At 51.4% G+C, this 26,994-nt stretch carries 21 protein-coding genes and 1 pseudogene; 13 read left to right on the plus strand and 9 right to left on the minus strand.

Annotation, left to right across the window (positions count from 1 at the left end; all coding sequences use genetic code 11):
- Nucleotides 1-5 precede the first annotated feature (5 nt).
- The 3 genes from dppD (at nucleotide 6) to NMD08_RS01095 (ending at nucleotide 3,369) form a co-directional block, all read left to right on the plus strand.
- Nucleotides 6-989 carry a dipeptide ABC transporter ATP-binding protein gene (gene dppD / locus NMD08_RS01085; protein ID WP_187253842.1) on the plus strand — a complete coding sequence of 328 codons (984 nt, stop codon included), beginning with the start codon at nucleotides 6-8 and terminating at the stop codon, nucleotides 987-989.
- Nucleotides 986-1,990, plus strand: a complete 1,005-nt coding sequence (gene dppF / locus NMD08_RS01090; protein ID WP_003024319.1) for a dipeptide ABC transporter ATP-binding subunit DppF — start codon at nucleotides 986-988, stop codon at nucleotides 1,988-1,990. The genes dppD and dppF overlap by 4 nt, the downstream gene beginning before the upstream one ends.
- A 176-nt stretch (nucleotides 1,991-2,166) precedes the next feature.
- Nucleotides 2,167-3,369, plus strand: a complete 1,203-nt coding sequence (locus NMD08_RS01095) for a sigma-54-dependent Fis family transcriptional regulator (protein WP_187253841.1) — start codon at nucleotides 2,167-2,169, stop codon at nucleotides 3,367-3,369.
- A gap of 31 nt (nucleotides 3,370-3,400) precedes the next feature.
- Here the strand turns inward: NMD08_RS01095 and NMD08_RS01100 are convergent, their stop codons facing one another.
- Together NMD08_RS01100 and megL are read right to left on the minus strand one after the other, a co-directional pair.
- Nucleotides 3,401-4,699 (minus strand): aromatic amino acid transport family protein, encoded by a 1,299-nt coding sequence (locus NMD08_RS01100; RefSeq protein ID WP_151216925.1) that lies wholly within the window; start codon nucleotides 4,697-4,699, stop codon nucleotides 3,401-3,403.
- Nucleotides 4,700-4,816: 117 nt separating this feature from the next.
- Nucleotides 4,817-6,003: pseudogene (megL, locus tag NMD08_RS01105) on the minus strand (methionine gamma-lyase).
- 399 nt (nucleotides 6,004-6,402) lie between these two features.
- Between megL and hmsP the strand changes: the two are divergent.
- The 3 genes from hmsP (at nucleotide 6,403) to NMD08_RS01120 (ending at nucleotide 11,569) form a co-directional block, all read left to right on the plus strand.
- Nucleotides 6,403-8,409: a biofilm formation regulator HmsP gene (gene hmsP / locus NMD08_RS01110; protein ID WP_151216923.1), complete on the plus strand. Its 2,007-nt coding sequence runs from the start codon at nucleotides 6,403-6,405 to the stop codon at nucleotides 8,407-8,409.
- Nucleotides 8,410-8,566: 157 nt separating this feature from the next.
- Nucleotides 8,567-9,853 carry a C4-dicarboxylate transporter DctC gene (gene dctA, locus NMD08_RS01115; RefSeq protein ID WP_003023301.1) on the plus strand — a complete coding sequence of 429 codons (1,287 nt, stop codon included), beginning with the start codon at nucleotides 8,567-8,569 and terminating at the stop codon, nucleotides 9,851-9,853.
- A gap of 222 nt (nucleotides 9,854-10,075) precedes the next feature.
- Nucleotides 10,076-11,569 carry a pitrilysin family protein gene (locus NMD08_RS01120; RefSeq protein WP_151216922.1) on the plus strand — a complete coding sequence of 498 codons (1,494 nt, stop codon included), beginning with the start codon at nucleotides 10,076-10,078 and terminating at the stop codon, nucleotides 11,567-11,569.
- 60 nt (nucleotides 11,570-11,629) lie between these two features.
- Here the strand turns inward: NMD08_RS01120 and NMD08_RS01125 are convergent, their stop codons facing one another.
- Nucleotides 11,630-12,559 carry a sugar kinase gene (locus tag NMD08_RS01125; RefSeq protein ID WP_370619381.1) on the minus strand — a complete coding sequence of 310 codons (930 nt, stop codon included), beginning with the start codon at nucleotides 12,557-12,559 and terminating at the stop codon, nucleotides 11,630-11,632.
- A gap of 230 nt (nucleotides 12,560-12,789) precedes the next feature.
- Between NMD08_RS01125 and pdeH the strand changes: the two genes are divergently transcribed.
- Nucleotides 12,790-13,557 (plus strand): cyclic-guanylate-specific phosphodiesterase, encoded by a 768-nt coding sequence (gene pdeH / locus NMD08_RS01130; protein WP_187253838.1) that lies wholly within the window; start codon nucleotides 12,790-12,792, stop codon nucleotides 13,555-13,557.
- A gap of 77 nt (nucleotides 13,558-13,634) precedes the next feature.
- Nucleotides 13,635-15,695, plus strand: a complete 2,061-nt coding sequence (locus NMD08_RS01135) for an AsmA family protein (protein ID WP_370619383.1) — start codon at nucleotides 13,635-13,637, stop codon at nucleotides 15,693-15,695.
- 44 nt (nucleotides 15,696-15,739) lie between these two features.
- Here the strand turns inward: NMD08_RS01135 and NMD08_RS01140 are convergent, their stop codons facing one another.
- The 3 genes from NMD08_RS01140 to NMD08_RS01150 form a co-directional block, all read right to left on the minus strand.
- Nucleotides 15,740-17,062 carry an MFS transporter gene (locus NMD08_RS01140; protein WP_003023312.1) on the minus strand — a complete coding sequence of 441 codons (1,323 nt, stop codon included), beginning with the start codon at nucleotides 17,060-17,062 and terminating at the stop codon, nucleotides 15,740-15,742.
- Nucleotides 17,063-17,356: 294 nt separating this feature from the next.
- The gene (gene yhjD / locus NMD08_RS01145; protein WP_151216919.1) at nucleotides 17,357-18,385 is read right to left on the minus strand and encodes an inner membrane protein YhjD; all 1,029 of its coding nucleotides are present in this window, start codon (nucleotides 18,383-18,385) and stop codon (nucleotides 17,357-17,359) included.
- Between the two features lie 47 nt (nucleotides 18,386-18,432).
- Nucleotides 18,433-19,332 (minus strand): LysR family transcriptional regulator, encoded by a 900-nt coding sequence (locus NMD08_RS01150; protein ID WP_370619385.1) that lies wholly within the window; start codon nucleotides 19,330-19,332, stop codon nucleotides 18,433-18,435.
- Nucleotides 19,333-19,451: 119 nt separating this feature from the next.
- Between NMD08_RS01150 and NMD08_RS01155 the strand changes: the two genes are divergently transcribed.
- The 4 genes from NMD08_RS01155 to NMD08_RS01170 all read left to right on the plus strand — a co-directional run bounded on the left by NMD08_RS01155 (nucleotide 19,452) and on the right by NMD08_RS01170 (nucleotide 22,505).
- Complete coding sequence (locus NMD08_RS01155; RefSeq protein ID WP_370619387.1) at nucleotides 19,452-20,210, plus strand: SDR family NAD(P)-dependent oxidoreductase; 759 nt, start codon at nucleotides 19,452-19,454, stop codon at nucleotides 20,208-20,210.
- 588 nt (nucleotides 20,211-20,798) lie between these two features.
- Nucleotides 20,799-21,239 (plus strand): winged helix-turn-helix domain-containing protein, encoded by a 441-nt coding sequence (locus tag NMD08_RS01160; RefSeq protein WP_151216916.1) that lies wholly within the window; start codon nucleotides 20,799-20,801, stop codon nucleotides 21,237-21,239.
- A gap of 148 nt (nucleotides 21,240-21,387) precedes the next feature.
- Nucleotides 21,388-21,498: an EAL domain-containing protein gene (locus tag NMD08_RS01165; protein ID WP_210904174.1), complete on the plus strand. Its 111-nt coding sequence runs from the start codon at nucleotides 21,388-21,390 to the stop codon at nucleotides 21,496-21,498.
- A 404-nt stretch (nucleotides 21,499-21,902) separates the two neighbouring features.
- Entirely contained in the window at nucleotides 21,903-22,505 is a 603-nt protein-coding gene (locus NMD08_RS01170; protein ID WP_187253833.1) for a response regulator transcription factor, read from the plus strand.
- 18 nt (nucleotides 22,506-22,523) lie between these two features.
- Here NMD08_RS01170 and NMD08_RS01175 read toward each other — a convergent pair whose 3' ends face one another.
- Together NMD08_RS01175 and NMD08_RS01180 are read right to left on the minus strand one after the other, a co-directional pair.
- Nucleotides 22,524-22,874, minus strand: a complete 351-nt coding sequence (locus NMD08_RS01175) for a glycoside hydrolase family protein (RefSeq protein ID WP_151223970.1) — start codon at nucleotides 22,872-22,874, stop codon at nucleotides 22,524-22,526.
- Between the two features lie 86 nt (nucleotides 22,875-22,960).
- On the minus strand, nucleotides 22,961-23,500 hold the full coding sequence (locus tag NMD08_RS01180) for a GNAT family N-acetyltransferase (protein ID WP_151216914.1): 540 nt from the start codon (nucleotides 23,498-23,500) through the stop codon (nucleotides 22,961-22,963).
- A gap of 168 nt (nucleotides 23,501-23,668) precedes the next feature.
- Here NMD08_RS01180 and NMD08_RS01185 point away from each other — a divergent pair, with 168 nt between their 5' ends.
- Complete coding sequence (locus tag NMD08_RS01185) at nucleotides 23,669-25,258, plus strand: STY4199 family HEPN domain-containing protein (protein WP_187253830.1); 1,590 nt, start codon at nucleotides 23,669-23,671, stop codon at nucleotides 25,256-25,258.
- A 27-nt stretch (nucleotides 25,259-25,285) separates the two neighbouring features.
- Here the strand turns inward: NMD08_RS01185 and NMD08_RS01190 are convergent, their stop codons facing one another.
- On the minus strand, nucleotides 25,286-26,935 hold the full coding sequence (locus tag NMD08_RS01190) for an alpha,alpha-trehalase (RefSeq protein WP_151216912.1): 1,650 nt from the start codon (nucleotides 26,933-26,935) through the stop codon (nucleotides 25,286-25,288).
- Between the last annotated feature and the right edge of the window lie 59 nt (nucleotides 26,936-26,994).

Consider the following 26,994-nt stretch of genomic DNA (forward strand, 5'->3'; position numbering starts at 1 on the left):
TCGAGATGGCGTTATTAAATGTAGATAAATTATCGGTGCACTTCGGTGATGTGGGTTCAGAATTCCGTGCCGTGGACCGCATTAGCTACAGTGTGAACCAGGGTGAAGTGGTTGGCATTGTTGGGGAATCTGGCTCTGGTAAGTCCGTCAGTTCGTTGGCAATTATGGGACTGATTGACTACCCCGGCCGCGTTATGGCTGAAAATCTGGAGTTTAATGGTCGCGACCTGAAGCGCATCTCTGAGAATGAGCGCCGCCAGCTGGTGGGGGCGGAAGTGGCAATGATCTTCCAGGACCCGATGACCAGCCTTAACCCGTGCTACACCGTTGGCTACCAGATTATGGAAGCCATCAAGGTGCACCAGGGCGGCAATAAAAAAACGCGTATTCAGCGGGCGATCGACCTGTTGACGCTGGTGGGGATCCCCGATCCGGCCTCGCGCCTGGATGTCTATCCGCACCAGTTGTCCGGTGGGATGAGCCAGCGCGTGATGATCGCCATGGCGATTGCCTGTCGTCCGAAGCTGCTGATTGCCGATGAACCGACAACGGCGCTGGATGTGACTATTCAGGCGCAGATCATCGAGCTGCTGCTGGAACTGCAGCAAAAAGAGAACATGGCGTTGGTCTTGATTACCCACGATCTGGCGCTGGTGGCCGAAGCGGCGCACAAAATCATCGTGATGTACGCCGGGCAGGTCGTGGAAACCGGGGCCGCGCAGGATATTTTCCGTGCGCCGCGCCATCCGTATACCCAGGCGTTGCTGCGAGCGTTGCCGGAGTTTGCTCAGGACAAAGCGCGTCTGGCCTCGTTGCCGGGCGTGGTACCAGGTAAATATGACCGTCCGAACGGCTGTTTACTGAACCCGCGCTGTCCCTATGCGACCGACAAATGCCGCGCTGAAGAACCTGAACTGAACCTGCTGGAAGGCGGTCGTCAGTCGAAATGCCACTACCCACTTGATGATGCCGGGAGGCCTGGGCTATGAGTACGCAAAAGGCCGCCGCGCAACAGCCGCTGTTGCAGGCAATTGACCTGAAAAAACACTACCCGGTGAAGAAGGGCATGTTCGCCCCGGAACGCCTGGTGAAAGCGCTGGATGGTGTTTCCTTTACCCTGGAGCGCGGTAAAACGCTGGCGGTGGTAGGTGAGTCGGGCTGTGGAAAATCCACGCTTGGCCGTCTGCTGACGATGATTGAAATCCCGACCGGCGGTGAGCTGTATTACCAGGGACAGGATTTGCTTAAGCACGACCCGCAGGCGCAGAAGCTGCGTCGGCAGAAAATCCAGATAGTGTTCCAGAACCCATACGGTTCCCTGAACCCTCGTAAGAAAGTCGGGCAGATTCTGGAAGAGCCGTTGCTGATCAACTCCACGCTCAGCAAAGAGGAGCGTCGTGAAAAAGCGCTGGCGATGATGGCGAAAGTGGGGCTGAAAACCGAGCACTACGACCGCTATCCGCATATGTTTTCCGGCGGCCAGCGTCAGCGTATCGCCATTGCCCGCGGTTTGATGCTTGACCCGGATGTGGTGATTGCCGACGAACCGGTCTCGGCGCTGGACGTTTCCGTACGTGCGCAGGTGCTGAACCTGATGATGGACTTGCAACAGGAACTGGGGCTGTCATACGTCTTTATCTCGCACGACCTGTCGGTGGTAGAGCACATTGCCGATGAAGTGATGGTGATGTATTTAGGCCGCTGCGTGGAAAAAGGAACCAAGGATCAGATCTTCAATAATCCACGGCATCCGTACACTCAGGCGCTGCTCTCCGCAACGCCGCGTCTGAACCCCGACGATCGCCGCGAGCGTATCAAGCTGACCGGTGAGCTGCCAAGCCCGCTGAATCCGCCACCAGGTTGCGCGTTCAACGCCCGTTGCCGTCGTCGCTTTGGTCCGTGTACTCAGCTTCAGCCACAGTTAAAAGACTATGGCGGTCAATTGGTAGCTTGTTTCGCCGTTGACCAGGATGAAAACCCACAGCAATAAACGTGGGTTATGACCCAATAACCGGAGCCTTGTGCTCCGGTTTTTTTATATTTTGTTTTTCCGTCCACAATGTGAGTCCTATGGCAGAACATTATTCCGCAGCGTATAAAATGTAGTCAGATTTCCTCTCGTCACAGAAATATCTATTTCGCAGTTGCTAACTATCAGGAGCAAATGTGGTTACGATACGCTGGGATATTAAAACAATTGATCGTCTGTCGATGGTTGAGGATGTCCTGAAGGAATTTTCCTGCTGCGATATCAATATCATCTCCATGAAAGTCACGCCTGGACGGATCCTGATAAAATCCTGGTGCCGCCAGTTACAGGATATTTCCTGCGTGCAATCCTGTTTAAGCCAGCGTGCCGATATTATTAATGTCGCTTACCTGTGCGAAGAGATAAGCGAGTTGTCGATGTCTGAGCCGGAACGCCCGCGCTATTTCTCTGACATTATTTGCAGCAGCCAGAGCATGCACTCGCTTATCGAAAAGGCGATAAAAATTGCTGACAGCAAATATACCGTTCTGATCCGTGGCGATACGGGCACAGGCAAAGAGCTGCTGGCCCGGGCTATCCATAATTCCGGGCAGCGGCGTTTTTATCCGTTTATTCCGGTTAACTGCTCTGCGCTTCCTGAGTCGTTGATGGAGAGTGAATTCTTTGGCTATGAGAAAGGGGCTTTTAGCGGCGCGGACTGTAAAGGTAAAAAAGGGTTGTTTGAAATGGCCGATAAAGGCACCCTTTTTCTCGATGAATTTGGTGAAATGTCGCTGGGTTTACAGGCTAAATTATTGCGCGTACTGCAGGATGGCGGGATCCGTCGCGTTGGCGGGGCACAAATTATTCCGGTTAATGTACGCATTATTGTGGCAACCAACGCCAATCTGGAAGATATGGTGGAGCAACGCCTGCTGCGGGCCGATCTCTATTACCGCATCAATGTACTTTCTCTGACTATTCCACCCTTGCGGGAGCGCCCGCAGGATATCAGTCTGTTGATTCGCCACTTTGTGCAGAAATACGCAAAGGAATTCCAGCGGCGGATCATTCTGGATAAAGCTTGTTTTGATGCCCTGCACCATCACAGCTGGCCGGGAAACGTGCGCGAACTGGAAAATACCATTATTCGTCTGATGCTAATGGCGGAATCCGATGTCATTACGCGGGAAGAATTAGGGATGCTGAATCTACCTGTCGTTGAGCAAGGCTCAACAGAACGTCCTTTTAAAGAGCAGGTTTTGTGTGCTGAACGCCAGCTAATTGAACAGATGGTGGAGGAGAATGTGTCGTCGCGGCATATCGCCAAAGCGCTGGGGGTGTCACATACCACGGTTCTGAATAAAATTCGCAGCTATCAACTGGAGAGTGTGAGCTAAGCGCCGCCAGGTGTTGACGGCGCTAAACGGATTATTCAATCAGCTTCAGTAACGGCGACAGGCACAGCAGGATCCCGTACAGCAGGATTAGCCAGGTTTTCAGCCCGCGCAGTTTTTCCAGCTGCGTGACTTTATAGATCAGGAAAAACGGAATAATACACGACACAATCCCGTACAGCGGGCTGCCTAACTGGAAGAACACCAGTACCGATACGCGAAACGATACCCAAATCACCAGGGTGATAACAATAAAGGTACAAATACCCAGCGTAAGCACCAGAGGATTAATTTTCTCCACGTCAATAACGCGGCTCAGAACGTTAAGAATGATTCCTTTAATCGCCTCGTGGAATCCCAAATAAATACCAAAGAACGCGGTTAATACGGCGAAGATATTTAGCACCGTTGAGGTGATATGAATAATCTGTCCGGGAATGACTTGTGCCGCCAGCGCCAATGCGGAAATATTTTGTTCGAAGGCTGATACGGCTTCTTCATGGCTAATGGAAAAGGTAAAAGAAAAAGAGAAAAACAGGATGACCGCAATCAGCGTAATGTAACTGATCCGATGCGTGCGTATAGCCATACGTGTGGCCAGCACTCGATCCGCCACTCGTTTGCGGTAGGCGATGTTCATAGGGTTCAACACCTGAATAAACACCGCAGAGAAGAAGCAGAACGGGATGGTTAGCAGCACGTCGCGAAAGAAAACAGAGGCTTCAGGGAAAGCGCTGATATTAGAGAAGTTCCAGTGCGGAATCATCGCAAAACCAAACACGATGATGATACCCACTTTGACCACCACCATCGGGCCGGAAATTTTGAACAGCAATTTTTCTCCCCCGGAAGCAATGGCGACCAGCACTGCAAAAATGGCCACTTTGTAGATTATTGACTGCGAAAGATCGGCATCGGTCAAACCAAAAGTTTTGATATATGAGGCGCTGTCAAAAACCACCGATAAGGAATAAATAAATATCCCGTGAATAATCATCAGAAAATAGATGACGCCAAGAAATACGCCCCAGTTCTTTCCCAGGTAATGACTGATAATATCGGTATAGTCATTACAGGTTTCACTTTCTGATAATGTTTTTAAATAAATATCTTGCACAATATAGGTTGCCGGATAGGCAATAATAAAGGCAACGATAAACACCCAAATGCCAGTTAAGCCAATTTGTACTGGCATTAGCACCGTTCCGGCACCAATTGCCATGCCGATGCACAGTAATACCCAGCCAAAATCGTATTTCGTAAACGGTATCTTTTTTGAGAATGGTACGGCGGTTGCTGTATTGTTGCTTAATTGTATTGTGTTGTCCTGCATAGAACCCCCTGCCCAAAATACGCGCGCTCCCCGGAAGAGGATTGTGCGTATAGCCAGACTGTTGTGCCTTGATTCTCAACGACCTGAACCGATCGGCGTCGGTTCAGGTCGTAATGGTCAGAATGTTGCCTTTCTGATGGCGTGTTCAAGGTCGTTAATAATATCTTCTGGATCTTCAAGACCCACAGAAAGACGGATAAGCCCGTCGGTAATACCTGCTTTAAGCCGTTCCTCTGGCGCAACGGGCGAATGTGTCATAGACGCTGGGTGCTGAATGAGGGTTTCGGTATCACCGAGACTGACCGCGAGGAGGCACAATTCTACAGAATTGATCATCCGTCTGCCAGCATCGAGACCGCCGGCGATTTCGAAGCTGATAATTCCTCCTGGCAGGCTCATCTGCCGCTGGCCCAGCTCATACTGCGGGTGCGAAGACAGACCAGGGTAATAGACGCGGGTAATGGACGGATGCCCTTCGAGAAAACGGGCGATTTTCAACGCGTTTTCACAGTGGCGCTCCATTCGAATACCCAGCGTTTTAACCCCGCGCAGCGTCAACCACGCATTGAAAGGACTCATGCAGCCGCCGGTGATATCTTTCAGGCCAACAAACCGCGCCTGGTCGATAAACTCCTGCTTACCAACAATGATGCCGCCAATCACATCCCCGTGACCGTTGATATATTTGGTGACGCTGTGCACCACAATATCCGCGCCCAGTTGCAAAGGCTGCTGACAGTAGGGCGACATAAAGGTGTTATCCACGACCAGCAGTGCGCCTTGCTGATGGGCGATACCGGCTACCGTTTCAATGTCGACCAGCGACAGCGTCGGGTTGGCGGGCGTTTCGATATACACCACTTTGGTTTCCGGACGCATGGCGGCGCGGATTTCTTCAGGCTTTGCCGCGTCGACGAAGCTGACGTTAATGCCGAACTTCGGCATGCTGTGCGACAGAAATGCGTGGGTGCAGCCGTAAATCGCGCTGGCGGAAACGATATGGTCGCCCTGCTGGCACAACGTCAGCAGCGTGGTGGTGATGGCAGAAATACCGGACGCGGTGGCCAGCCCGGCTTCACCTCTTTCCAGCACCGCCAGCTTTTTCTCCAGCGCATCGGTGGTGGGGTTGCCTAAACGGGTGTAAATGTACCCGGACTCTTCGAGCCGGCACCTTGTTCGGCGCTGTCAAATACAAACGTTGAAGTCTGGAAAATAGGCGTACTAAGCGCGCCAGTTGAAGGGTCGGGTTGTTGCCCCGCGTGAACGATCTGGGTATTGAATCCGTAAGTACGACAGTCAGACATGATATCTCCTTTGATTCGGAACAGAACAGCTCACAGTCAAATAGCAATCGCTGTGCCAGAAAGTGAACTAATAGATATCAATGAGTTATGTATCTGCTGGCATTAATTGTCGGCAGGAATGTTGCCAACTGGCAAGAATCTTTCCAGCGTGCAGGATGCATACCAGGAAGTAATGCACTTTGCGGGCGTCTGCCTGCCGTAACGGCAACATGCGCCCGAACCAGGCCGCAAGAGGCGACCTTGCGGCCTTTTTCGGCTTAAATGCAGATAAATCTCGTCGCCACGTGCCTATCCTGTCGCGATAATGCACGTTGGGAAGTTTTCAGATACCGCCTCTCTTAATACCGCTACGATCGGGTATACTCTGACGGCAGTTTCGTCTATCCGTGGAGAGTCAGTTTGCGTGTCAGCCGCTCGTTAACAATTAAGCAGATGGCAATGGTTGCGGCCGTTGTCATGGTGTTTGTGTTTATTTTTTGCACCGTTTTGTTGTTCCATCTGGTACAGCAGAACCGCTATAACACGGCTACGCAACTGGAAAGTATCGCTCGCTCCGTCCGTGAGCCTCTGTCGGGCACTATCCTGAAAGGGGATATTCCTGAAGCGGAAGCCATTTTAAAAAGTATTCGGCCAGCAGGCGTGGTCAGCCGCGCCGATGTGGTGCTGCCCAATCAGTTTCAGGCTCTACGGATGAGTTTTATTCCTGAGCGCCCAGTTCCTGTTACGGTAACTCGCCTGTTTGAACTTCCGGTGCAAATTTCGCTGCCGGTATATTCCCTCGAGCGCTCAGCGAACCCGCAACCGCTGGCGTATCTGGTGCTGCAGGCGGATTCGTACCGTATGTACAAGTTCGTAATGAGCACGCTTTCAACGTTAGTGACCATTTACTTACTTTTATCGTTGGTACTCACGGTGGCGATCTCATGGTGCATTAACCGATTGATTTTGCATCCATTACGTAAAATCGCTCGCGAGCTGAACGATATCCCTCAGCAGGATCTGATTGGCTATCAGCTGGCGTTGCCGCGCCTGCATCAGGACGATGAGATTGGCCTGCTGGTGCGTAGCTACAACCTTAATCAGCAGCAGATTCAGCGCTACACTGACGAACAAAGCGACTATTCAATGCGGTTCCCGGTTTCCGAACTGCCCAACAAGTCGTTCCTGATGGGGCTGTTGGAGCAGGTTGTTACCCGCCAGCAGACGACGGCGCTGATGATTGTCACCTGCGAAACCCTGCGTGATACCGCGGGGGTGTTATCCGAGACCCAGCGGGAAATCCTGTTGCTTACGCTGGTTGAAAAACTGAAATCAGTATTGGCCCCCAGAATGGTACTTACCCAGGTGAGCGGCTATGACTTTGCCATTATCGCACATGGCGTAAAGGAGCCCTGGCACGCGATTACGTTAGGTCAGCAAGTACTCACTATCGTTAACGAGCGGTTACCGATTCAGGGGATTCAACTCCGTCCCACCTGCAACATTGGGGTGGCGATGTTTAATGGCGATTTGACCGCAGAACAGCTATACCGCCGCGCGCTCTCAGCCGTGTTAACGTCGCGTCATAAAGGTAAAAACCAGATTCAGTTCTTTGATCCGTTGCAGATGGAAGAAGCGCAGCAGCGTTTGACGGAAGAGAACGATATTCTTACCGCGCTGGATAACCATCAGTTTGCGTTGTGGATGCAGCCGCAGGTGGAAATGTCCAGCGGTAAAATATTGAGCGCAGAGGCTTTATTGCGCATGCAGCAGCCGGACGGAAGCTGGGAACTGCCTGAAGGGCTAATCGACAGGATTGAGTCCTGTGGCCTGATGGTGACGGTAGGTTACTGGGTGCTGGAAGAGACATGCCGCCAGCTTTCGGCCTGGCAGGAACGTGGTCTGATGCTGCCGCTTTCGGTGAATCTGTCTGCGCTACAGCTAATGCACCCAAGTATGGTGTCGGATCTGCTGGAATTGCTAAACCGCTATCGTATCAAGCCTGGGACGTTGATTCTGGAAGTGACCGAAAGTCGGCATATTGATGATCCCCATGCCGCTGTGGCTATTTTACGTCCGCTGCGCAACGCGGGCGTGCGTATTGCCCTCGACGACTTTGGTATGGGATATGCGGGTCTGCGACAGCTACAGCATATGAAATCGCTACCGGTGGATGTACTCAAAATCGATAAGATGTTTGTCGATGGCGTCCCTGAAGATTGCAGTATGATCTCCGCCATTATTCAGTTGGCGCATGGACTCAATTTGCAGATGATTGCCGAAGGCGTCGAAACCGAAGCGCAACGCGAATGGTTATCGCAAGCGGGGGTGGAAGTGGCGCAAGGGTTCCTGTTTGCCCGACCGGTTCCGGCTAATATCTTCGAAGAACGTTATCTGGCGCCGGAAAACGCTGATTACAAAAGTTAAAAAAGGTCTCGCTTGTGCGAGCCAGCTCAAAATTTTTAACATTTCTGTATCAATTATGATCCAGGCACATTTCTGTCATGTTGTGTGGGTGTTACTTTAGGGCCGCAGGTTAAACAAAACCTTACAAGACCTGTGGTTTTTACTTTAAGGACACCCTATGAAGACCTCTATATTCAAAAGCCTTTACTTTCAGGTCCTGACAGCAATTGCCATCGGTATCCTCCTTGGCCATTACTATCCTGAATTAGGCGCCCAAATGAAGCCGCTTGGTGATGCTTTCGTTAAGCTCATCAAAATGGTCATCGCACCTGTCATCTTCTGTACTGTCGTTACCGGCATTGCAGGCATGGAAAGTATGAAAGCAGTCGGTCGCACCGGTGCGGTTGCACTGCTCTATTTTGAAATTGTCAGTACGATTGCGCTGATCATCGGCCTTATCATCGTCAACGTAGTGCAGCCCGGTGCCGGAATGAACGTCGATCCGGCGACGCTGGACGCTAAAGCGGTTGCCATTTACGCTGAACAGGCAAAAGACCAGGGGATCGTAGGCTTCCTGATGGATATTATCCCGGGTAGCGTCATTGGCGCGTTCGCCAGCGGCAATATCCTGCAGGTATTACTGTTTGCGGTAATGTTTGGTTTTGCGCTGCACCGTCTTGGCAGCAAAGGCCAGATGATTTTCAACGTGATTGAAAGCTTTTCGCAGGTTATTTTCGGCATCATCAACATGATCATGCGTCTGGCGCCGATCGGTGCTTTCGGTGCCATGGCCTTTACCATCGGTAAATATGGCGTTGGGACGCTGGTGCAGTTGGGCCAGTTGATCATCTGCTTCTACATAACCTGTATTTTGTTTGTGGTCGTGGTGCTGGGCTCGATTGCTCGCGCAACCGGCTTCAGCATTTTCAAATTCATCCGTTATATCCGTGAAGAACTGCTGATCGTTCTGGGTACCTCTTCTTCCGAGTCCGCACTGCCGCGTATGCTTGATAAGATGGAAAAACTGGGCTGCCGGAAGTCTGTTGTCGGGTTGGTTATTCCCACGGGCTACTCGTTTAACCTTGATGGGACATCAATCTATCTGACGATGGCGGCGGTGTTTATCGCTCAGGCGACCAACAGCCATATGGATATCTTCCATCAGATAACCCTGTTGGTGGTGCTCCTGCTCTCTTCAAAAGGTGCTGCGGGTGTGACCGGGAGTGGCTTCATTGTTCTGGCCGCGACGATCTCCGCGGTGGGCCATTTGCCGGTTGCGGGTCTGGCGTTGATTCTCGGTATTGACCGCTTTATGTCTGAAGCACGTGCGCTGACTAACCTGGTCGGTAACGGTGTGGCAACTGTCGTCGTCGCCAAATGGGTCAAAGAACTGGACCATAAAAAGCTGGACGATGTGCTGAATAATCGTGCGCCGGATGGCAAAACGCACGAAATATCCTCTTAATCTCTCCACTTATGCCCGTAGTCCCTTCCAGGACTGCGGGTGTTTGCGCATAATTAACCCCTGTGCCTGAAACCGTCGATTCGGCGGTGTCGGGATTTTTTCACTTCCTCCGTGACATTTTCATGTTCTTGCGGTCTAACACGAAGTGTTTTTAACGTCATATTCAGAGAGTCCTTTTGCGGGCTGTCTTTTTATTTCCAGGATAGTTGATCAGGGGTTCACATGCAGGGCACAAAAATTCGACTTTTAGCGGGCGGCTTGCTGATGATGGCCACTGCCGGCTATGTGCAGGCAGATGCGCTCCAGCCTGACCCGGCGTGGCAACAGGGCACGTTGGCAAATGGTCTACAGTGGCAAGTGTTAGCCACTCCCCAGCGCCCCAGTGACCGTATTGAGGTCCGCCTGCTGGTTAATACCGGTTCACTCACCGAAAGTACGCAACAGAGTGGTTTCAGCCATGCGATCCCACGTATCGCGCTGACGCAAAGCGGTGGCCTCGATGCCACGCAAGCCCGTTCATTGTGGCAGCAGGGGTTCGATCCCAAACGTCCCATGCCGCCCGTTATCGTTTCCTATGATTCCACGTTGTACAACCTCAGTCTGCCAAACAGCCGTAACGATCTACTGAAAGAGTCACTTTCTTACCTGGCGAATATCTCCGGCAATCTGAGCATTACCCCTGAAACGGTCAATCATGCGCTGAGTAGCGAAGATATGGTTGCAACCTGGCCGTCAGATACCAAAGAGGGATGGTGGCGCTATCGTCTGAAGGGATCAACGTTGCTGGGCCACGATCCAGCCGATCCGCTGAAAACGCCTGTCGATGCGACAAAAATCCACGCCTTCTATCAGAAATGGTATACCCCGGATGCGATGACGCTGATTATCGTCGGTAACGTTGATGCGCGCAGCGTGGCTGAGCAAATCAATAAAACTTTTGGCGAGTTAAAAGGAAAACGTGAAACGCCTGCGCCAGTACCGACGCTTTCGCCGCTGCGTGCAGAAGCCGTGAGCATTATGACCGATGCGGTACGCCAGGATCGCCTTTCCATTATGTGGGATACGCCGTGGCAGCCCATCCGTGAATCTGCCGCGCTGTTACGTTACTGGCGCGCAGATTTAGCCCGTGAGGCGCTGTTTTGGCACATTCAGCAGGAGCTGAGTAAAAACAATACCAAAGACATTGGCCTTGGTTTTGACTGTCGGGTGCTGTTCCTGCGTGCGCAGTGCGCCATCAACGTTGAATCGCCGAACGATAAGCTGAATGCGAACCTCGGTACGGTTGCGCGTGAGCTGGCCAAAGTGCGCGATAAGGGCTTGCCGGAGGAAGAGTTCAATGCGCTGGTCGCACAAAAGAATCTGGAGCTGCAAAAGCTGTTTGCCACCTATGGCCGCACCGACACCGATATCTTGATCAGCCAGCGTTTGCGTTCGTTGCAAAACCAGGTCGTGGATATTGCGCCGGAACAGTATCAGCGTTTACGCCAGAGCTTCCTTAACAGCCTGAGCGTTGAGATGCTGAACCAGGATCTGCGTCAGCAACTGTCGCAAGATATGGCGTTAATTCTGCTGCAGCCGAAAGGTGAGCCTGAATTCAATATGAAGGATCTGCAAGCGACGTGGGATAGCATTATGGCGCCGGTTAGCGCAGCGGCAACGTCGGCTGAAACGGATGAATCACATCCTGAAGTGACGGACATCCCGCCGGTACAATAAAGGGGATCGTAACCTGTAGGCCGGGCAAGCGAAGCGCCCCCGGCCTACAAGAACAACAAGTTATTGCGGCATGGCGTCGCGTGGGATAATCGCCCCGCGATGCTGAATAACGGTGCTTGCCGTCAGGTGGCCGCGTTTCGCGGCATCAGCGGCATCGCCGCCGGTCAGACGTACCGCCAGATACCCTGCGCTGAAGGAGTCTCCCGCAGCGGTGGTATCGATCACCTTCTCTTTCGGCAGTTTTACGGCCGGGACATCGATGAGTTCTTCACCCACGATGGAAACCAGGCAAGAGTCTGCGCCGCGCTTCACTACCACTTCCTGCACGCCAGCCGCGTGAGTACGAGCCATCACCTCGGCAACAGGTTTTTCACCCCACAGCGCGTCCTCATCATCCAGCGTCAGGAACGCGATATCGGTGCATTCCAGCATCTGTTGATACACCTGCTGCGTCTCTTCTTTGCTGCTCCACAGACGTGGACGGTAGTTATTGTCAAAAATGACCTTTCCACCGTTGGCGCGGCATTCACGCAGCAACGACAGCAGTTTGTCACGACTTGCCGGGCTTAAAATTGCCAGGCTAATCCCGCTCAGATACAGATAGTCAAATGTCGCCAGCGCGTTACAAATAGCGGCGGACTGTTCGCTCTCCAGCCAGAATTTTGCGGCTGCTTCATTACGCCAATAATAGAAAGTACGTTCGCCAGTGCTGTCGGTCTCTATGTAGTAAAGGCCCGGCAGGCGATTTTCCATGCGCTGGGTTAATGAGGTATCCACGTTTTCGCCCTGCCAGGATTCGAGCATTTGTTGGCTAAAACTGTCGGTACCCAGTGCAGTCACATAGTGTACGGAAAGTGCCGCAGCATCGACCTGGCGGGCGATATAAACGGATGTATTCAACGTGTCGCCACAGAATCCGCGCTGAACGTCAGCGCCTTTTTGTGACAGCTCAATCATGCATTCGCCAATCACGGCAATCTTTCTGGACATAGTCGTAACCTGCTGTGAAAAAAATTAGCGTTAGTGTGCGCTGTGGGTGTTAAGTGGTCAACTATATTAAAACATCGTTCCATTATTTTTTTGAGCCAGCACGTGTTCTGCGTCGTTTTTTACCGCTTAGTTTCTATTTTGCCTGAGGCGGAACGTAAAGTTCTGCGCCTGAGCGCCGATAACCTTTGACGAGTCCGGTCAGTCACACTCTTATTTACAGGACATCTCAGATGATAAAGCAGGTTACCCAGCGGCTAATTACGCCTGATGCGAGTATTGAAAGCTTGCAGGAGAGACGCTATTGGCTGCAGTGCGAGCGTGCTTACACCTACCAGCCAATTTACCAGACCAACGGAAGGCTGATGGCCGTTGAGCTGCTGACCGTCGTGAGCCATCCTGAAAACCCCACCCACCGTATCGCGCCAGATCGCTATTTTGCCGAAGTGGCCGTCCGGCATCGCGTTGATGTAGTGAAAGAACAGCTTTTGCAGCTCGAACAAAAAGGGGCGTTTTTTAGAGCTAACGGCCTGCTGGCATCGGTGAACGTCGACGGGCCAACACTCATTGCGATGCGCCAGGATGCTGACGTTCTGAAAATCATCGAATGTCTGCCGTGGTTGCGCTTTGAACTGGTGGAGCACATCCGCTTACCGAAGGGGTCGTCGTTCGCCTCAATGTGCGAGTTTGGCCCGCTCTGGCTGGATGATTTTGGTACCGGAATGGCGAACTTCTCGGCCCTAAGCGAAGTGAGCTATGACTATATCAAAGTGGCGCGGGATCTGTTTGTCATGCTGCGCCAGACGCCGGAAGGTCGCAATCTCTTCACGCTGCTATTACAGCTGATGAATCGCTATTGCCGCGGCGTGATTGTCGAAGGCGTTGAAACGCTGGAAGAGTGGCGCGATGTCCAAAACTCACCGGCTTTTGCTGCGCAAGGCTATTTTCTTTCTCGTCCATTGCCTCTTGATACCCTCGAAGACGTGATGCTGTCGCTTTGATGAAGATGTAGAACACCTCCTTTTTTCCTGCTGGGCTATCTTTAGGACAGGCAAGGAAGGAAATAAGGAGGTTAGACATGACGAAAACAGGCAAAATAACCCCTTCAATAATAGGGGTTTTCTTGTTGTTGATCGTCGTACTCATCATTGTGATTGCGACATTTGACTGGAATCGGCTCAAACCGACCATCAACCAGAAAGTCTCTACAGAACTCAATCGGCCCTTCGCTATACGGGGTGACCTGGGCGTGGTTTGGGAACGCCAAAAGCAGGAAACCGGCTGGCGTAGCTGGGTTCCGTGGCCGCATATTCATGCCGAAGATATCATCCTTGGCAACCCGCCGGATATTCCTGACGTTACCATGGTGCATCTCCCGCGCGTTGAAGCCACGCTCGCCCCACTGGCATTGCTGACAAAGACAGTCTGGCTCCCGTGGATCAAGCTGGTAAAACCCGATGCGCGGCTGATCCGTCTGTCGGAGAAAAACAATAACTGGACCTTTAACTTCGCTGGGGACGAAAACCGCGACCCTAATCCGTCGCCATCCGCATGGTCTTTCCGGCTGGATAACATTTTGTTCGATCAAGGGCGGATCGCCATTAACGATAAAGTGACGAAGTCGGAGCTTGAGATCCTGATCGATCCGCTGGGGAAACCATTGCCCTTTAGCGAAGTGACTGGCACAAAAGGTAAAGAGAGCAACGTTCGCGTTGAGGACTATGTGTTTGGTCTGAAAGCGCAAGGGCGATATAACGGCGAACCGCTAAGCGGTAGCGGAAAAATTGGCGGAATGCTGGCGCTGCGCGGCGAAGGAACCTCTTTCCCGATTCAGGCTGATTTCCGTTCGGGCAGTACGCGCGTGGCGTTTATGGGTACGATAAACGATCCAATGAATATGGGCGGAGCGGATCTGCGACTTAAATTCTCGGGAGATTCGCTAGGGGATTTGTACGATTTGACCGGCGTGCTGCTCCCGGATACACCGCCGTTTGAAACTGACGGGCGTCTGATTGCTAAAATTGATCCGGAAAAATCCTCTGTTTTTGATTATCGCGATTTCAATGGCCGCATTGGCGACAGCGATATTCACGGAACGCTGACCTATACCACCGGTAAACCGCGACCCATGCTGAAGGGGGATGTTGAATCGCGCCAACTGAGGCTGGCAGACTTGGGGCCGCTGATCGGAGTGGATTCAGGCAAAGGGGCGGAGCGGGCAAAACAGTCTGAGCAGCGCAAAGGCGAGAAGAGCGTCCAGCCAGCGGACAAGGTTTTGCCATATGACCGATTTGAAACCGACAAATGGAACGTGATGGATGCTGACGTACGTTTCAAAGGGCGACGTATCGAACACGGCAGTAGTTTGCCGATCAGCGATCTCTCCACACATATCATCCTGAAAAATGCCGACCTACGGCTGCAACCGCTAAAATTTGGCCTCGCGGGGGGCAGCATTGTCTCCAGCATCCACCTGGAAGGGGGCAAAAAGCCGATGCGGGGGCAGGCGGACATTCAGGCTCGACGCCTGAAGCTAAAAGCGCTGATGCCGGATGTAGAGTTGATGCAGAAAACGCTTGGAGAAATGAACGGTGACGCCAGGTTTAGCGGGAGTGGAAACTCGATCGCTGCGCTGCTGGGTAACAGCAATGGCAATCTGAAGCTGCTGATGAATGATGGGTTAATCAGCCGGAATCTGATGGAAATTGTTGGCTTGAATTTGGGCAATTATATCGTCGGACAGATATTTGGTGATGATGAGGTGCGGGTAAACTGCGCGGCAGCGAATCTGGATATTGTTAACGGGGTGGCGCGTCCGCAGATTTTTGCTTTCGACACCGAAAACGCGGTCATCAATGTCACCGGTACGGCGAGCTTTGCGTCGGAGCAACTGGATTTAACCATCGATCCGGAGAGCAAAGGTATCCGTATTATTACCCTGCGTTCGCCGCTGTATGTCCGTGGAACCTTTAAAAATCCACAGGCTGGCGTGAAGGCCGGACCGCTGATTGCGCGCGGTGCGGTTGCTGCCGCGCTGGCAACGCTGGTGACGCCAGCGGCAGCTCTGCTGGCGCTGATTTCGCCGTCAGAGGGGGACGCGAATCAGTGTCGGACGATCCTGTCGCAGATGAAGAAGTGATGAGAGCACCGGATGCGGTGTCACTACCGCATCCGGCAAAAGAATTACAACGACTGATGGCGGGTTTCGTGAGTTAACAGCAGCGCAATCAGTGTTAACGCCGCCATCGATGCCAGATACGTACCAACCGCCGCCAGGCCGTAATTCGCCTGCAGCCATGCGGCAATGTAAGGGGCAACGGACGCACCAAGAATCGATGACACGTTGTACGAAAACGACGCTCCCGTATAGCGCACTTCAGTCGGGAACAGCTCCGGCAGCAGCGCGCCCATCGGACCAAATGTCAGACCCATCAGGCTCAGGCCAAGCAACAGGAAGGCGAACACCAGCACCGGATTGCCAGAACCGAGCAGCGGTTTAAAGGCAAACAGCGCAAACAGAATGATAAGCGTGGTGATGATGAGCATGCTCTTGCGACGACCAAACGCATCGGCCAGCAGGCCCGCCACCGGCACCATTACGCCAAAGCCAATAACCGCCATCATCAGCATCCACAACACTTCATTACGCGGCAGGCCAAGCCCTACGGGGGCAGCGGCGGTGCTGAACGTCATTGAATAGACGGTCATGATATAAAACAGCGTATAGGTCGCCAGCATGATGAATGTGCCGAGGATCGTCACACGAACATGTTTTGTCAGCAGAGTACCCAGCGGGATTTTCACCTGTTTTTTCGCCGCAGCCACTTTGGCGAAGACCGGGGATTCATGCAGCGACACGCGAACGTACAAACCGATAATCACCAGTACCGCAGAGAAGATAAACGGTACGCGCCAGCCCCAGCTCATAAACTGTTCGTCGGTCAACAGCCAGGAAAGCAACAGGAACGTGCCGTTAGCAAAGAAGAAGCCGATAGGCGCGCCCAACTGCGGGAATGAGCCGTACAGCGCGCGCTTACGCGGTGGTGCGTTTTCCGTCGCCAGCAACGCCGCGCCGCCCCATTCACCGCCCAGACCTAAACCCTGACCAAAACGCGCCAGCGCCAGCAGCAACGGGGCGAAAATGCCGATTGTTTCATAGCCCGGCAGCAGGCCAATGACAACCGTCGAGATCCCCATGGTGAGCAGTGAGGCAACCAGCGTGACTTTACGCCCTACGCGATCGCCGAAATGCCCGAATACAGCAGAACCTATCGGCCTGGCCACAAAGGCGATAGCAAAGGTTGCGAGAGACTGCAGCGTTGCTGCGGTCGGATCCCCCTGCGGGAAGAAGATATGAGGAAACACGATCACCGCGGCGGTGGCGTAGATATAGAAGTCGAAGAACTCAATGGCAGTGCCAATGAGTGAAGCGACGACGACTTTATTGCGCGAGTTGACCGGGGTGTGTTCCTGTTCATTGTCGAGCGTTGTGGCTGTTGCTTGCATAATATTTTCTTATTTTTGGCCGAACGAAAGGCCATATTACGCACAGCAAAAGCGACATTTCAATCTGTAACAAACCTTGCGAGAGGTCAAAAAAAGAGCAAAAAGGGGATAATTTTTAGGCTGGAGATTTCACTTCCATGAAATGCTTCACATAATTTAAAACTTGGATGATAAAACTGGTTTTCGGTTAAATAAAAGTTACGGTCTGGATTTTAATTCTGATAATGCGGTTGATTTCGAATTAAGCATTGGTCAGGCCGGATAAGCGAGCGTTATCCGGCAGTATTTGATGAATTAGCGGTGGGTTTTCCCCGGCATACGCGGGTCATCTTTGTATTCCGCTGTGGCAATCCAGGCGGCGCAAAACAGGGTCAAACGAGCGAAGAAGTAAAAGAATGCCATCAGTCCAAGCACTGAACCAAACGCCGCGCCGGAAGGGGATTTTACCAACGATGGCAGCGTGTAGGTCATGACGATCTTAATCACTTCAAAGCCAATAGCCGCAATAAATGTCCCGCGAATCAGCGCCTTTTTACGCGGGCGGTGACGCGGTAGCCGCCAGAAAATCCAGAAGAACAGTAAGTAGTTGGCGAAAATGGAGATGGTCAGACCGATCAGCCGCCAGGCGGGCTTCAGCCATTCGATACCGTCGAGATACAGCGCGGAGATAATCATTTGCTGGGCGGAACCGGCAATGGAGGTAATGGACAGGGTAACAATTAGCGCAATCAGTAAGCCAATCAATGAGATAAAATCACGCAGATATTTAACCCAAATTTTTTCCTGATCCTGCGGAGTACGCTCCCAGACATCGCGCGACTGGGCACGAATAGCTTCGCGCAGGTTTCCCATCCAGTTAATGCCGGAATAGAGCGCGATACCAAGCCCTACCAGACCGACGGTGGTACGTTGCTGTACGGCGGTGTTAATGGTGTTTTTCAGCGTAGAGGCGAGTGTCGGATCGCTGACGTTGAGCAGAATTTTGCCGAAGATATCCTGCAACAGCGTAGGATGCGAAGCGAGAATAAAACCCGCGGCGGCAAACGACACCATCAGAATAGGGATCATCGACAGAAACGAGAAGTAGGTGATCGCGGCGCCAAACTGATTTCCCATGCGATCGTTAAACCGCTCCGCAGCGCGAATCAGATGGGCAATCATGGGCTGACGTTGAATTTTTTCAGCGAAGGTCAGGGCAGTTTTCAACGCCTGGTTAGTCTTACCGTTGGTCTCTGTATTTTCACGCTCCAGGGTCTCAATTTTTGGGATGGGAGCGTGCTCAAGTTCCTGAATGGGGCGTTTAATCTCTTTTTCCTGCGTCATCAGGGCAATAATCCTTGTTCTGTTCATTCTCAGGACAGTATAGCTTGTCAGTCCACGTAGTCTTTCATCACGCCGGTTAGCCATTCCATAAACAGATGTACCCGACGGGAGAGGTTGCGACGGTGCGGATAGAGCAAGGAAACCGGTAATGGCTCGGCACGATATTGCGGTAATACTTCTACCAGCGTACCGGCATGCAGGGCATCACGCACGCCCACGCGCGGTACCTGAATAATGCCCAGACCGGCAAGACATGCCGCATGATAGGTTTCGGTACTGTTCACTGTTAGCATGCCGCCGGTTTTGACCCATTTAGCGCCGTTGTCTGTCGCCACTTCGAATCCTTGCGCACGCGTTCCCAAATTGACCGAATAGTGCACCACCGCGTGCGAGGTTAAATCCTCCAGGCTTTCTGGATACCCAAAGCGGGCGAGGTATTGCGGGCTGGCGCAATTGATCTGCGTGAGTTTTCCCAGCGGACGCGCAATCAGGCCTGAATCTTTCAGCGTTCCTATGCGTACCACACAGTCGAAGCCTTCGCGGATCAAATCCACCAGGCGGTCGCTGCTGCTGAGTTCGAGCTCAAGGCCTGGATACTGATGCAAGAAAGTGGGTAAGCGGGGCATCACCAGATTTTTTGCTACGCCAACCGGCATATCGACGCGCAGCTTGCCGCTGATGCTGGAGGGATCGTGATGAAATAGTCCATCCAGTTCATCCAGATTGCTCAGCAAATCTTTTGCGCGTTCGTAATAGATCATGCCGTCTTGTGTGAGCTGAACGCGGCGGGTAGTGCGGTGCAATAACTGCGTGCCGAGATGATTTTCCAGGGCCTGGATTTGGCGGGATACGCTACCTTTAGGTAGACCGAGAGTGTCTGCCGCGCGTGAAAAACTCTCCAGTTCCGCGACGCGGATGAACAACTGCATTGCGTGAATTTTATCCATTCTCATGCCCTATTGTTGTTCCAGATGAAACAGTAATGCGCAACAGGTGATATTTATTGTTTTTCTATCACCTAATAAGCTTTATCTCAATCATCACAACGTCGGAAATGAGGTTTCTTATGACGCAACGTATTGCATTAGTGACTGGTGGTAGTCGTGGACTCGGTAAAAATGCCGCACTTAAGCTGGCAGACAGAGGAATGGACATTATCTTCACCTACAACAGCCAGCTGCAGGCGGCACTGGATGTGGTTGCTGAGATTGAGCAAAAAGGCAGAAAAGCTGCGGCAATACAACTGAATGTCAGCGATGTGGCTGGCTTTGAGTCCTTTGCCCGTGAGGTGCAAGCGCAGCTGAAAAGCATGTGGAATCGTGAATCATTTGATTATTTAGTGAACAATGCCGGTATTGGTCTGTATGGCACTTTTGCCGATACCTCCGAAGCGATGTTTGATCAATTAGTGAACATTCACTTTAAGGGCCCCTTCTTCCTGACCCAGCGTCTGTTGCCGTTGATCCAGAATGGCGGCAGGATCCTGAATGTTTCATCGGGACTGGCGCGTTTTGCGCTGCCAGGATATGCCGCCTATGCCTCAATGAAAGGGGCGATGGAAGTACTGACGCGTTATCAGGCGAAAGAACTGGGAGAGCGGGGGATTTCAGTAAACATCATCGCGCCTGGGGCGATTGAAACCGATTTTGGCGGTGGTCGACTGCGGGATAATCAAGAGCTGAATGCGTATGTAGCATCGCAAACGGCACTGGGGCGCGCGGGTTTGCCGGATGATATTGGCGACGCGATCGCCGCGTTGCTCAGTGATGAGTTAGCCTGGATGACAGCGCAACGTATCGAAGTATCGGGCGGAATGTTCCTGTAAGTCGCGCGTATCTTATTCAACTTTTAAGCAATAGAAAACCGGCGCGCCACCCCAGGCAAAAATATAGCTGGTGGCGTTTACCGGTATTATCTGGAATCTAATATCCCGATCGCTGTGCGGAAAGAAATCCGGGATAAACGTTCTGAATTAAGTATTTTCTTCGGCAGCGGATTTGCCTCAGAAGAAACCATGAGCACCTCCCCATCTCCATGCCAGTATATAAACGTCACTTGATTGCTGACGGATTGTGACTGTGCGCCATTTTCTTGATATTCTCCACGTATCAGGATTTAATTCTTTAAAATGTGTAAAATTCGACATTAAAAATTGAGTGCTTGATCGCTTATATGAAAACATGGTACATGTGCTGAAAATTTCGCATAGGAAGAATAATAAACCGTGAAATTCATTTATAACCTCAAATCTACCATAAACGAATACTAAACGACCGGTTCCTCATAGTACATTGGGATGTAGATTGGAAAGTATTTATAGCAGCCATATAATCCACCATACAAACGGTATGGATTATCTCAACGCTTATATGTAGAGGTGCATGTTCGTCTTCATTTAACGTGGGTATAAGATATGGGCTATCGTCTATATGGATTTATGATTGGTGCTGAAATTCATTTTGATATTTCTAATCGCCGACTGTATCGGCTTACGGGTAGCCATACCGAGAAAAACATCGCTTTTGCGTCAATTTACTTTAATGAAACAATGCTAAGGCTTTTTCTGTATTTATTAATAAATGCCAGAAGCCAGCCAGTAACGAAAGAAGAATTATTTGAAAAAATCTGGGAGGCGCATAATCTGAGCCCCTCTGCGCAACGATTATGGCAAGTCCTGCACAATCTTAATAATAAACTTGGCCTGCTGGGATTACCCAGAGATTTTATCCTTAATATAAGAGGTCAGGGTTATGTCATCAATTATCCTGATGTCATTCCCGTTTATTACAAAGTGAGCGAACTCCCGACTCATGCTGTCAAAAAAAGGGAGAAGATAGATAACCTGAGTGAGTGATGTCAACCCAGGTATTTGCCCTGAGCATGCTGTGCGAGGGGCTTTTTTTTATCGTTATCTTTTCTATTTATTTTCAACTAATGTTCGCTAAATAGCGTTATGGTTCGATAGATATCAAAAACGGCCCGGACGACAGGGTCAGATTCTGATGGTTGCCGAAGGCGTTGAGACTCAGGTTCAGGCCAACTATTTGCACTTAAAGAACTGTGATTTTTTTCAAGGGTATTATTTATGCAGACCTGTCTCTTTGAAGACCTGATCACAGTGATGCAATCACCCGGAGCCTTCCGTATCGATTGATATACCAACGCTGCCAGGCAGCAAATCACAGGTGATGATCATTTGATGCGACATTTCGTTTTGTAACATTTTTTTCTGTTATCGTGAGTTTATTATTTTTAGTAAAGAATATAAACTTCGAAGAATTAATATTAATAAGCCGAGCTTTATCTCAAAACATTAAGGATTTCCTTAATATTTGGCGCCACATTTGTCCCTTTGTGTGATTATTTGGTTTGAGCTGTAACTATTTTCGATTTCTACTTTTTTCTTCTCCGTCTATCGGTAAAATGGCCCCCGCCAAATGGTGACTTCTTATTTTACCCCTCGGGTAATACCCTTCCGCGTGTTAAGGCTAGTATCTTATTCAGACGGAGATAAGTAATGCAGGTAATAATGTTTGACAGGCAGTCGATATTTATTCATGGAATGAATGTAAGTTTGCAAGGGCGTATTCCAGGAGTTGATGTTCAGGGTGTCAGTCAGGCAGATGACCTTTGGCAGAAACTGGAAGAAACCCCTGATGCGCTGGTCATGCTGGATGGCGACCAGGACGCTGAGTTCTGCCGTAACTTGCTACAGCAGATAGCGCAACGCTTTTCGACGGTAAAAGTGCTGGTGACAGCAACGGACTGCCGTAAAAAATGGCTGCAGGAGGTTACGCAATTGAACGTGCTGGCTATTGTTCCACGCGACTCTGACGCGGAAACCTTCACGTTGGCACTCAATAGCGTTGCGATGGGAATGGTATTCATCCCCAGAGATTGTATGACAACTCCCGAGGGCAGCGGGCAAAATATCAGATCGCTTAGTGCGCGTCAGCGAGAGATTCTGACTATGCTTGCCGCCGGAGAATCAAATAAACAAATTGGTCGGTTGTTAAATATCAGCACCGGAACGGTCAAAGCCCATCTTGAGTCGCTGTATCAGCGCCTTGAGGTAAAAAACCGTACGCAAGCGGCAATGATGTTAAACGACGCCATTTAATGGGCGAATATTTCACAGTCAGAACGATTCTGGCTGTGAAAAAGCCCCCGAGCAGAATTCTGCAGCACAAAACCGGCTTATCCCCACGCTGAGAATCCACGCAATTAACGCTTCCTGTTGAAACCTTTCTTTTATTTGCGGCATTTTCTGGTGTATGAATTCCTCGCAGATTTCCAGATCCGCGAGCAGTAGTGTTTCTGCCTGCGTTACCGAAACAGGCGCAGGAAAGCTTTCATCGAATGTGATTTCATGCCCGTAGCCAATCACCCAGACACCATTTTTATCCTGATACTTTTCAAGTGACAGACCTTGCCATTGTTTAATAAATGCAACACAGGCGGGTGTGAAATGCGTTGAATTGAGTGGCATATTCATCTCTGTACAAAGAGACCTATTTTAAGAAACCGTCTCCGTTACGCCAGTTGCCATACAGCCAGTTTTTTCAGCAAAACGTCTTATGCTGCGGGTGACTGATAGTCGTGTTTTAACAGGCCGAAAATCCAGTCATCATTCCAGGTTTGATGCAGCCAGTAGCTTTCCCGCAGCGTGCCTTCGTGAATGAACCCGACCTTTTCCAGTAGACGTCGCGAAGCGTCGTTTCCTGCGGTGACGCAAGCCGTAAGCCGGCGTAGCCCTCCGGTGGTAAATGCAAAATCGCAAACGGCATGCAGGGATTCAGCACCATAACCTTTCCCCTGTGCTTCAGGGGCGAGCAGAAAACCGACCTCGGCACATTCATTGTTTTCATGAATATATCCAGTCACCCCAAGCGGTGCTCCCGATGCCTTATCGCACAGGACCAGACATAGCCAGTGCGGGCTGCCGGGAGACCATTCAGGCAGGCGGGAGTCAAAGGCTGCCCGTATCTCATCTTCAGTACGCGCGTCAGCGACAAAACGCATCACATCTGAATTCTGCTGTAACGTTAAGAAGAACGCCCAGTCGTCATTTGTCAGCGGACGGCAGATCAGACGCGAGGTTTTCAGTACAGGCACAGGCTTCCCTCCAGAATAGTTTTCAATGATTGTGCGGAAGTCACTGTAAAACATATTTATTTGCTATATGAATATGTTTTAGTCTACACCGGCACAGCGCTGCATTTAAAAAAGATAACGACAAACCATGATGAGGCCGCTTTTTTTTGGGTCCTTTTAGGGAAGATAATGACCAATAGCGCGTTACAGGCGACATGCACACCATTCGAACATTGTTTAGGGATAATCCGCCAGGCCTCGGTAGAAATTTTGCTGATGCTAGGCGTACGCATATCAGAAGGTAAAGATCCACGCTGGTTTCTCGAACAACTTGACCAGGCGCGACTGAATCTGGGCGGTTGGGGCGTTGTCGCCAGACGGTTACAAATGAATGATGCGCAATTGAGCCAGTTCACTCTACGGCTACGCCATCTTCAGCAGAGCGTGCCACAATATGAAAATGGCCAGGACGTCAGCGAAAACCAGCTGATTTCTGCGCTGCGCTTTGTCGCTTCTCTGGAGCAATTACGCCAGCAACAGCCCATCCTGAAGTATCAAACCGAAATTGCACCTGTAGAGCCGGATGCGCAGATGCGCGCGCAGCGTCAGCTTCGTGCATTAGAATTAACCCTCAAGTCACTGATTGCAAAGGTATGGCCGGATCAACATCCGCTCAATAGCTTCCTGAAACAGCACTTTGGCGGTGAACGCTTGCGTCGCTGGCTAAAGTTGGGGGAAGGGCATGATGCGTTGGACGGCATGATGTTTAGTGAACTGGCGCTAATGGTCGTTGATAAGAAGTTATTCGTTCGGCATTTTAGCGATATCTTTAACGATACTTCGGTGCTCATGTCGTTTGTTGAACCACGCATCACGCTGCGGATGTTTCTGGATGACTGCCGCCTGTCGCGTAACTGCGTTATCGCGCAACAACCGCTAACCTCAGTACAATTGCTGTTGCTGGAATACCAGTATCGGCAGATTACTCACCCTGTGCAGCGCGCATTTGAAGAACGGCGTACGCGTATTAATCCCGCGTCGTATCTGGAGTCCGATGAGGCGATGGTTCGCCAGTTTTGGCAAGCCGCAAAGCAAAAAGACGAGCAGGCGGGGGGCGATAAGCAGGAAATCGCAGACAGTATCGATCCGCCGGAGAAGCGAGCCAAACGCACGGCAGAAGAACGTGAACAGCTGATTTCCGGCATGTTGTGGGTTGCGGTCGGCGTGATGGTGCTGGTGATTTCGCTGGGAGCATTTTGGTTATTTACTTCGCCATCGCCGCAGGCGTCTTCCGGCCAGTCCGTTGAAATCGTACAGGAGGAGCCACGGCGTGATGCTCCCACTGCGCGGGAGGCAGTAACCCGAATGGGCATAACCTGGGATGCCTTTAACATGCGGGCGGCTATCGAACGCAACGATACTCGCGTGACGTCACTGTTCCTGCAGGGCGGGATGGACTGGAGGCTGGCGTGGACAGAGCCGGCGTTCGCGGCAGGCAATACTGAGGTATTGAGGCTGCTGCTGCGTTATCCTTCGCAGATGAGTGAAAGTAAACCCTGTCGACAGTTTATGACTTCACTCAGCCACGCGATGTTGAATGGGACGTCACTCACATCGCTACATAAAAGCTATCTACAAAGTTTTTGTTCGGTTCCGGCGGTCATCGCACGTCAGCAATATGATCTTGAACAGGCTGAGCTGCGCGTTCGCGCACAGCCAAGCTCCGAGAACAAGAAATGGCAGAAAATTCATGCTGAGCTCTACGACGCAATTAACTGACGGTCGGATAACTCATACTGTCAACTGTTAGGGTTCGCCATACAGACCGATGAGACGGCGTACCACGCCGTTTGTCCAGCCAAAGCCGTCCTGCAACGGATATTCCCCGCCGCCGCCTTCGCGCGGCGCGGCGTCGGCTATATGGTATTTTTCGATTAGTTTGTGATGTTCCTGATAAAAGAGGTTCACCGTTTTTAACCAGTTTCGGGCAATTTCGTCCCCGAGATGGTCGTCGCCGTAAAGTTTGAAACCCTGGATCGCCATCCACTGCAGCGGGGCCCAGCCGTTGGGTTTATCCCACTGCTCACCGGTTTCATGCTCGGTTGCTAAGATCCCGCCCGGCGTGAGCAGGCGGCTGCGTACCGCATTGGCGAGTCGGTCGGCTTGTTCATGCGTTGCCATACCGACATACAGTGGCACAATACTGGCGGCAGAGAAAAGGGCCATTTGTTCGCGTCGCCAGTCGTAATCGCGGTAGCAGCCGTTTTCATCGTCCCACAGATAGCGGTTCACCGCATCTCGGCGGTCATTGGCTTTCTGGCGAAACTGCGCTTCCGTTTCTTTGTCGCCTTTCAGCGCGGAAATATTGGCGATAGTGCTTTCCAGCTTGTAGAGGAAGGCGTTCAGATCAATCGGGATGAACTGAGTGGTGCGTATGCTGGCAAGGCGGCCTGAATCGCGTAGCCACCGCGAGGAGTAATCCCAGCCGGAGGCCGCGCCCGCGCGCAAATCCCGATACACTTCATTGGGCGGACGGCCTGAATGCTTGGCGGTCTCAACATCTTCAAGCCATGACTCATCACGCGGCGTATCACGATCGTCCCAATAGCGGTTGAGCAGAGAGCCGTCCGACATTCTGATCACGTGACGGTAGGCCTGGTTGAGCACCAGGGAATCGGCGCCATCCATCCAGAATGCGTATTCCATTTTCAGATGTTCAAGGTAACGACGTGCGCCGCGTACGCCATCCTCTTCAAACAGTTCCACCATCAGCGCAAAGACCGGCGGCTGCGAACGGCTCAGGTAGTAAGTACGGTTACCGTTGGGGATGTGGCCATAGTTTTCAATCATCCAGGCAAAGTTATCCGCCATACATTTCAGCAGGTCTTCGCGACCGCTCTCTGCCAGACCCAGCATGGTAAAGTAGGAATCCCAGTAGTAGGTTTCGCTAAAACGTCCGCCGGGCACAATATATGACTGTGGTAACGCCAGCAGTGAGGACCAGGGAATGTGATCCTGCGGTTCGCGCGTCAGCACCGGCCACAGTTGATCGATATGCTCTTTCAGCGAGCTTGCCGGATCGGACACATATTCACTGGAGGGCGTTTCCGGTAGCCAGAAATGATTCTCGACGAAACGTCGCAGATCAAAGTCGCGGTGGCGTTTAACTTTGCGATAGCGGATCAGAATGTCTAACGGGTCCATTTTGGGCGCACAATCGGGGAAGGTTTTGCTATCGGCAAACAGTTTCGACGACTGAACGTGTTCGAACAATTCGAGGTAACGATCGGCTGGGGTTAACGCATCTGAGGCGGGTAACCCTGCAATCATCTCCGGCTCAGGCTCTGCCTCAATCATTTCATCCAGCTTTAACTCGCACGGATCCATTTCATAAAGCAGATCGATGTCGATCGTCAATTCTTCTGAAGGGGCGTGGGGTAGTTTCTGGTTGAGCATAATGAGAAAGACCTCCGATGGACGTTGAAAGATTAAGGCTATTGCCCGGTCGTCAGTTA

It is taken from the genome of Citrobacter meridianamericanus (assembly GCF_041320245.1).
GTDB classification, from domain to species: domain Bacteria; phylum Pseudomonadota; class Gammaproteobacteria; order Enterobacterales; family Enterobacteriaceae; genus Citrobacter; species Citrobacter meridianamericanus.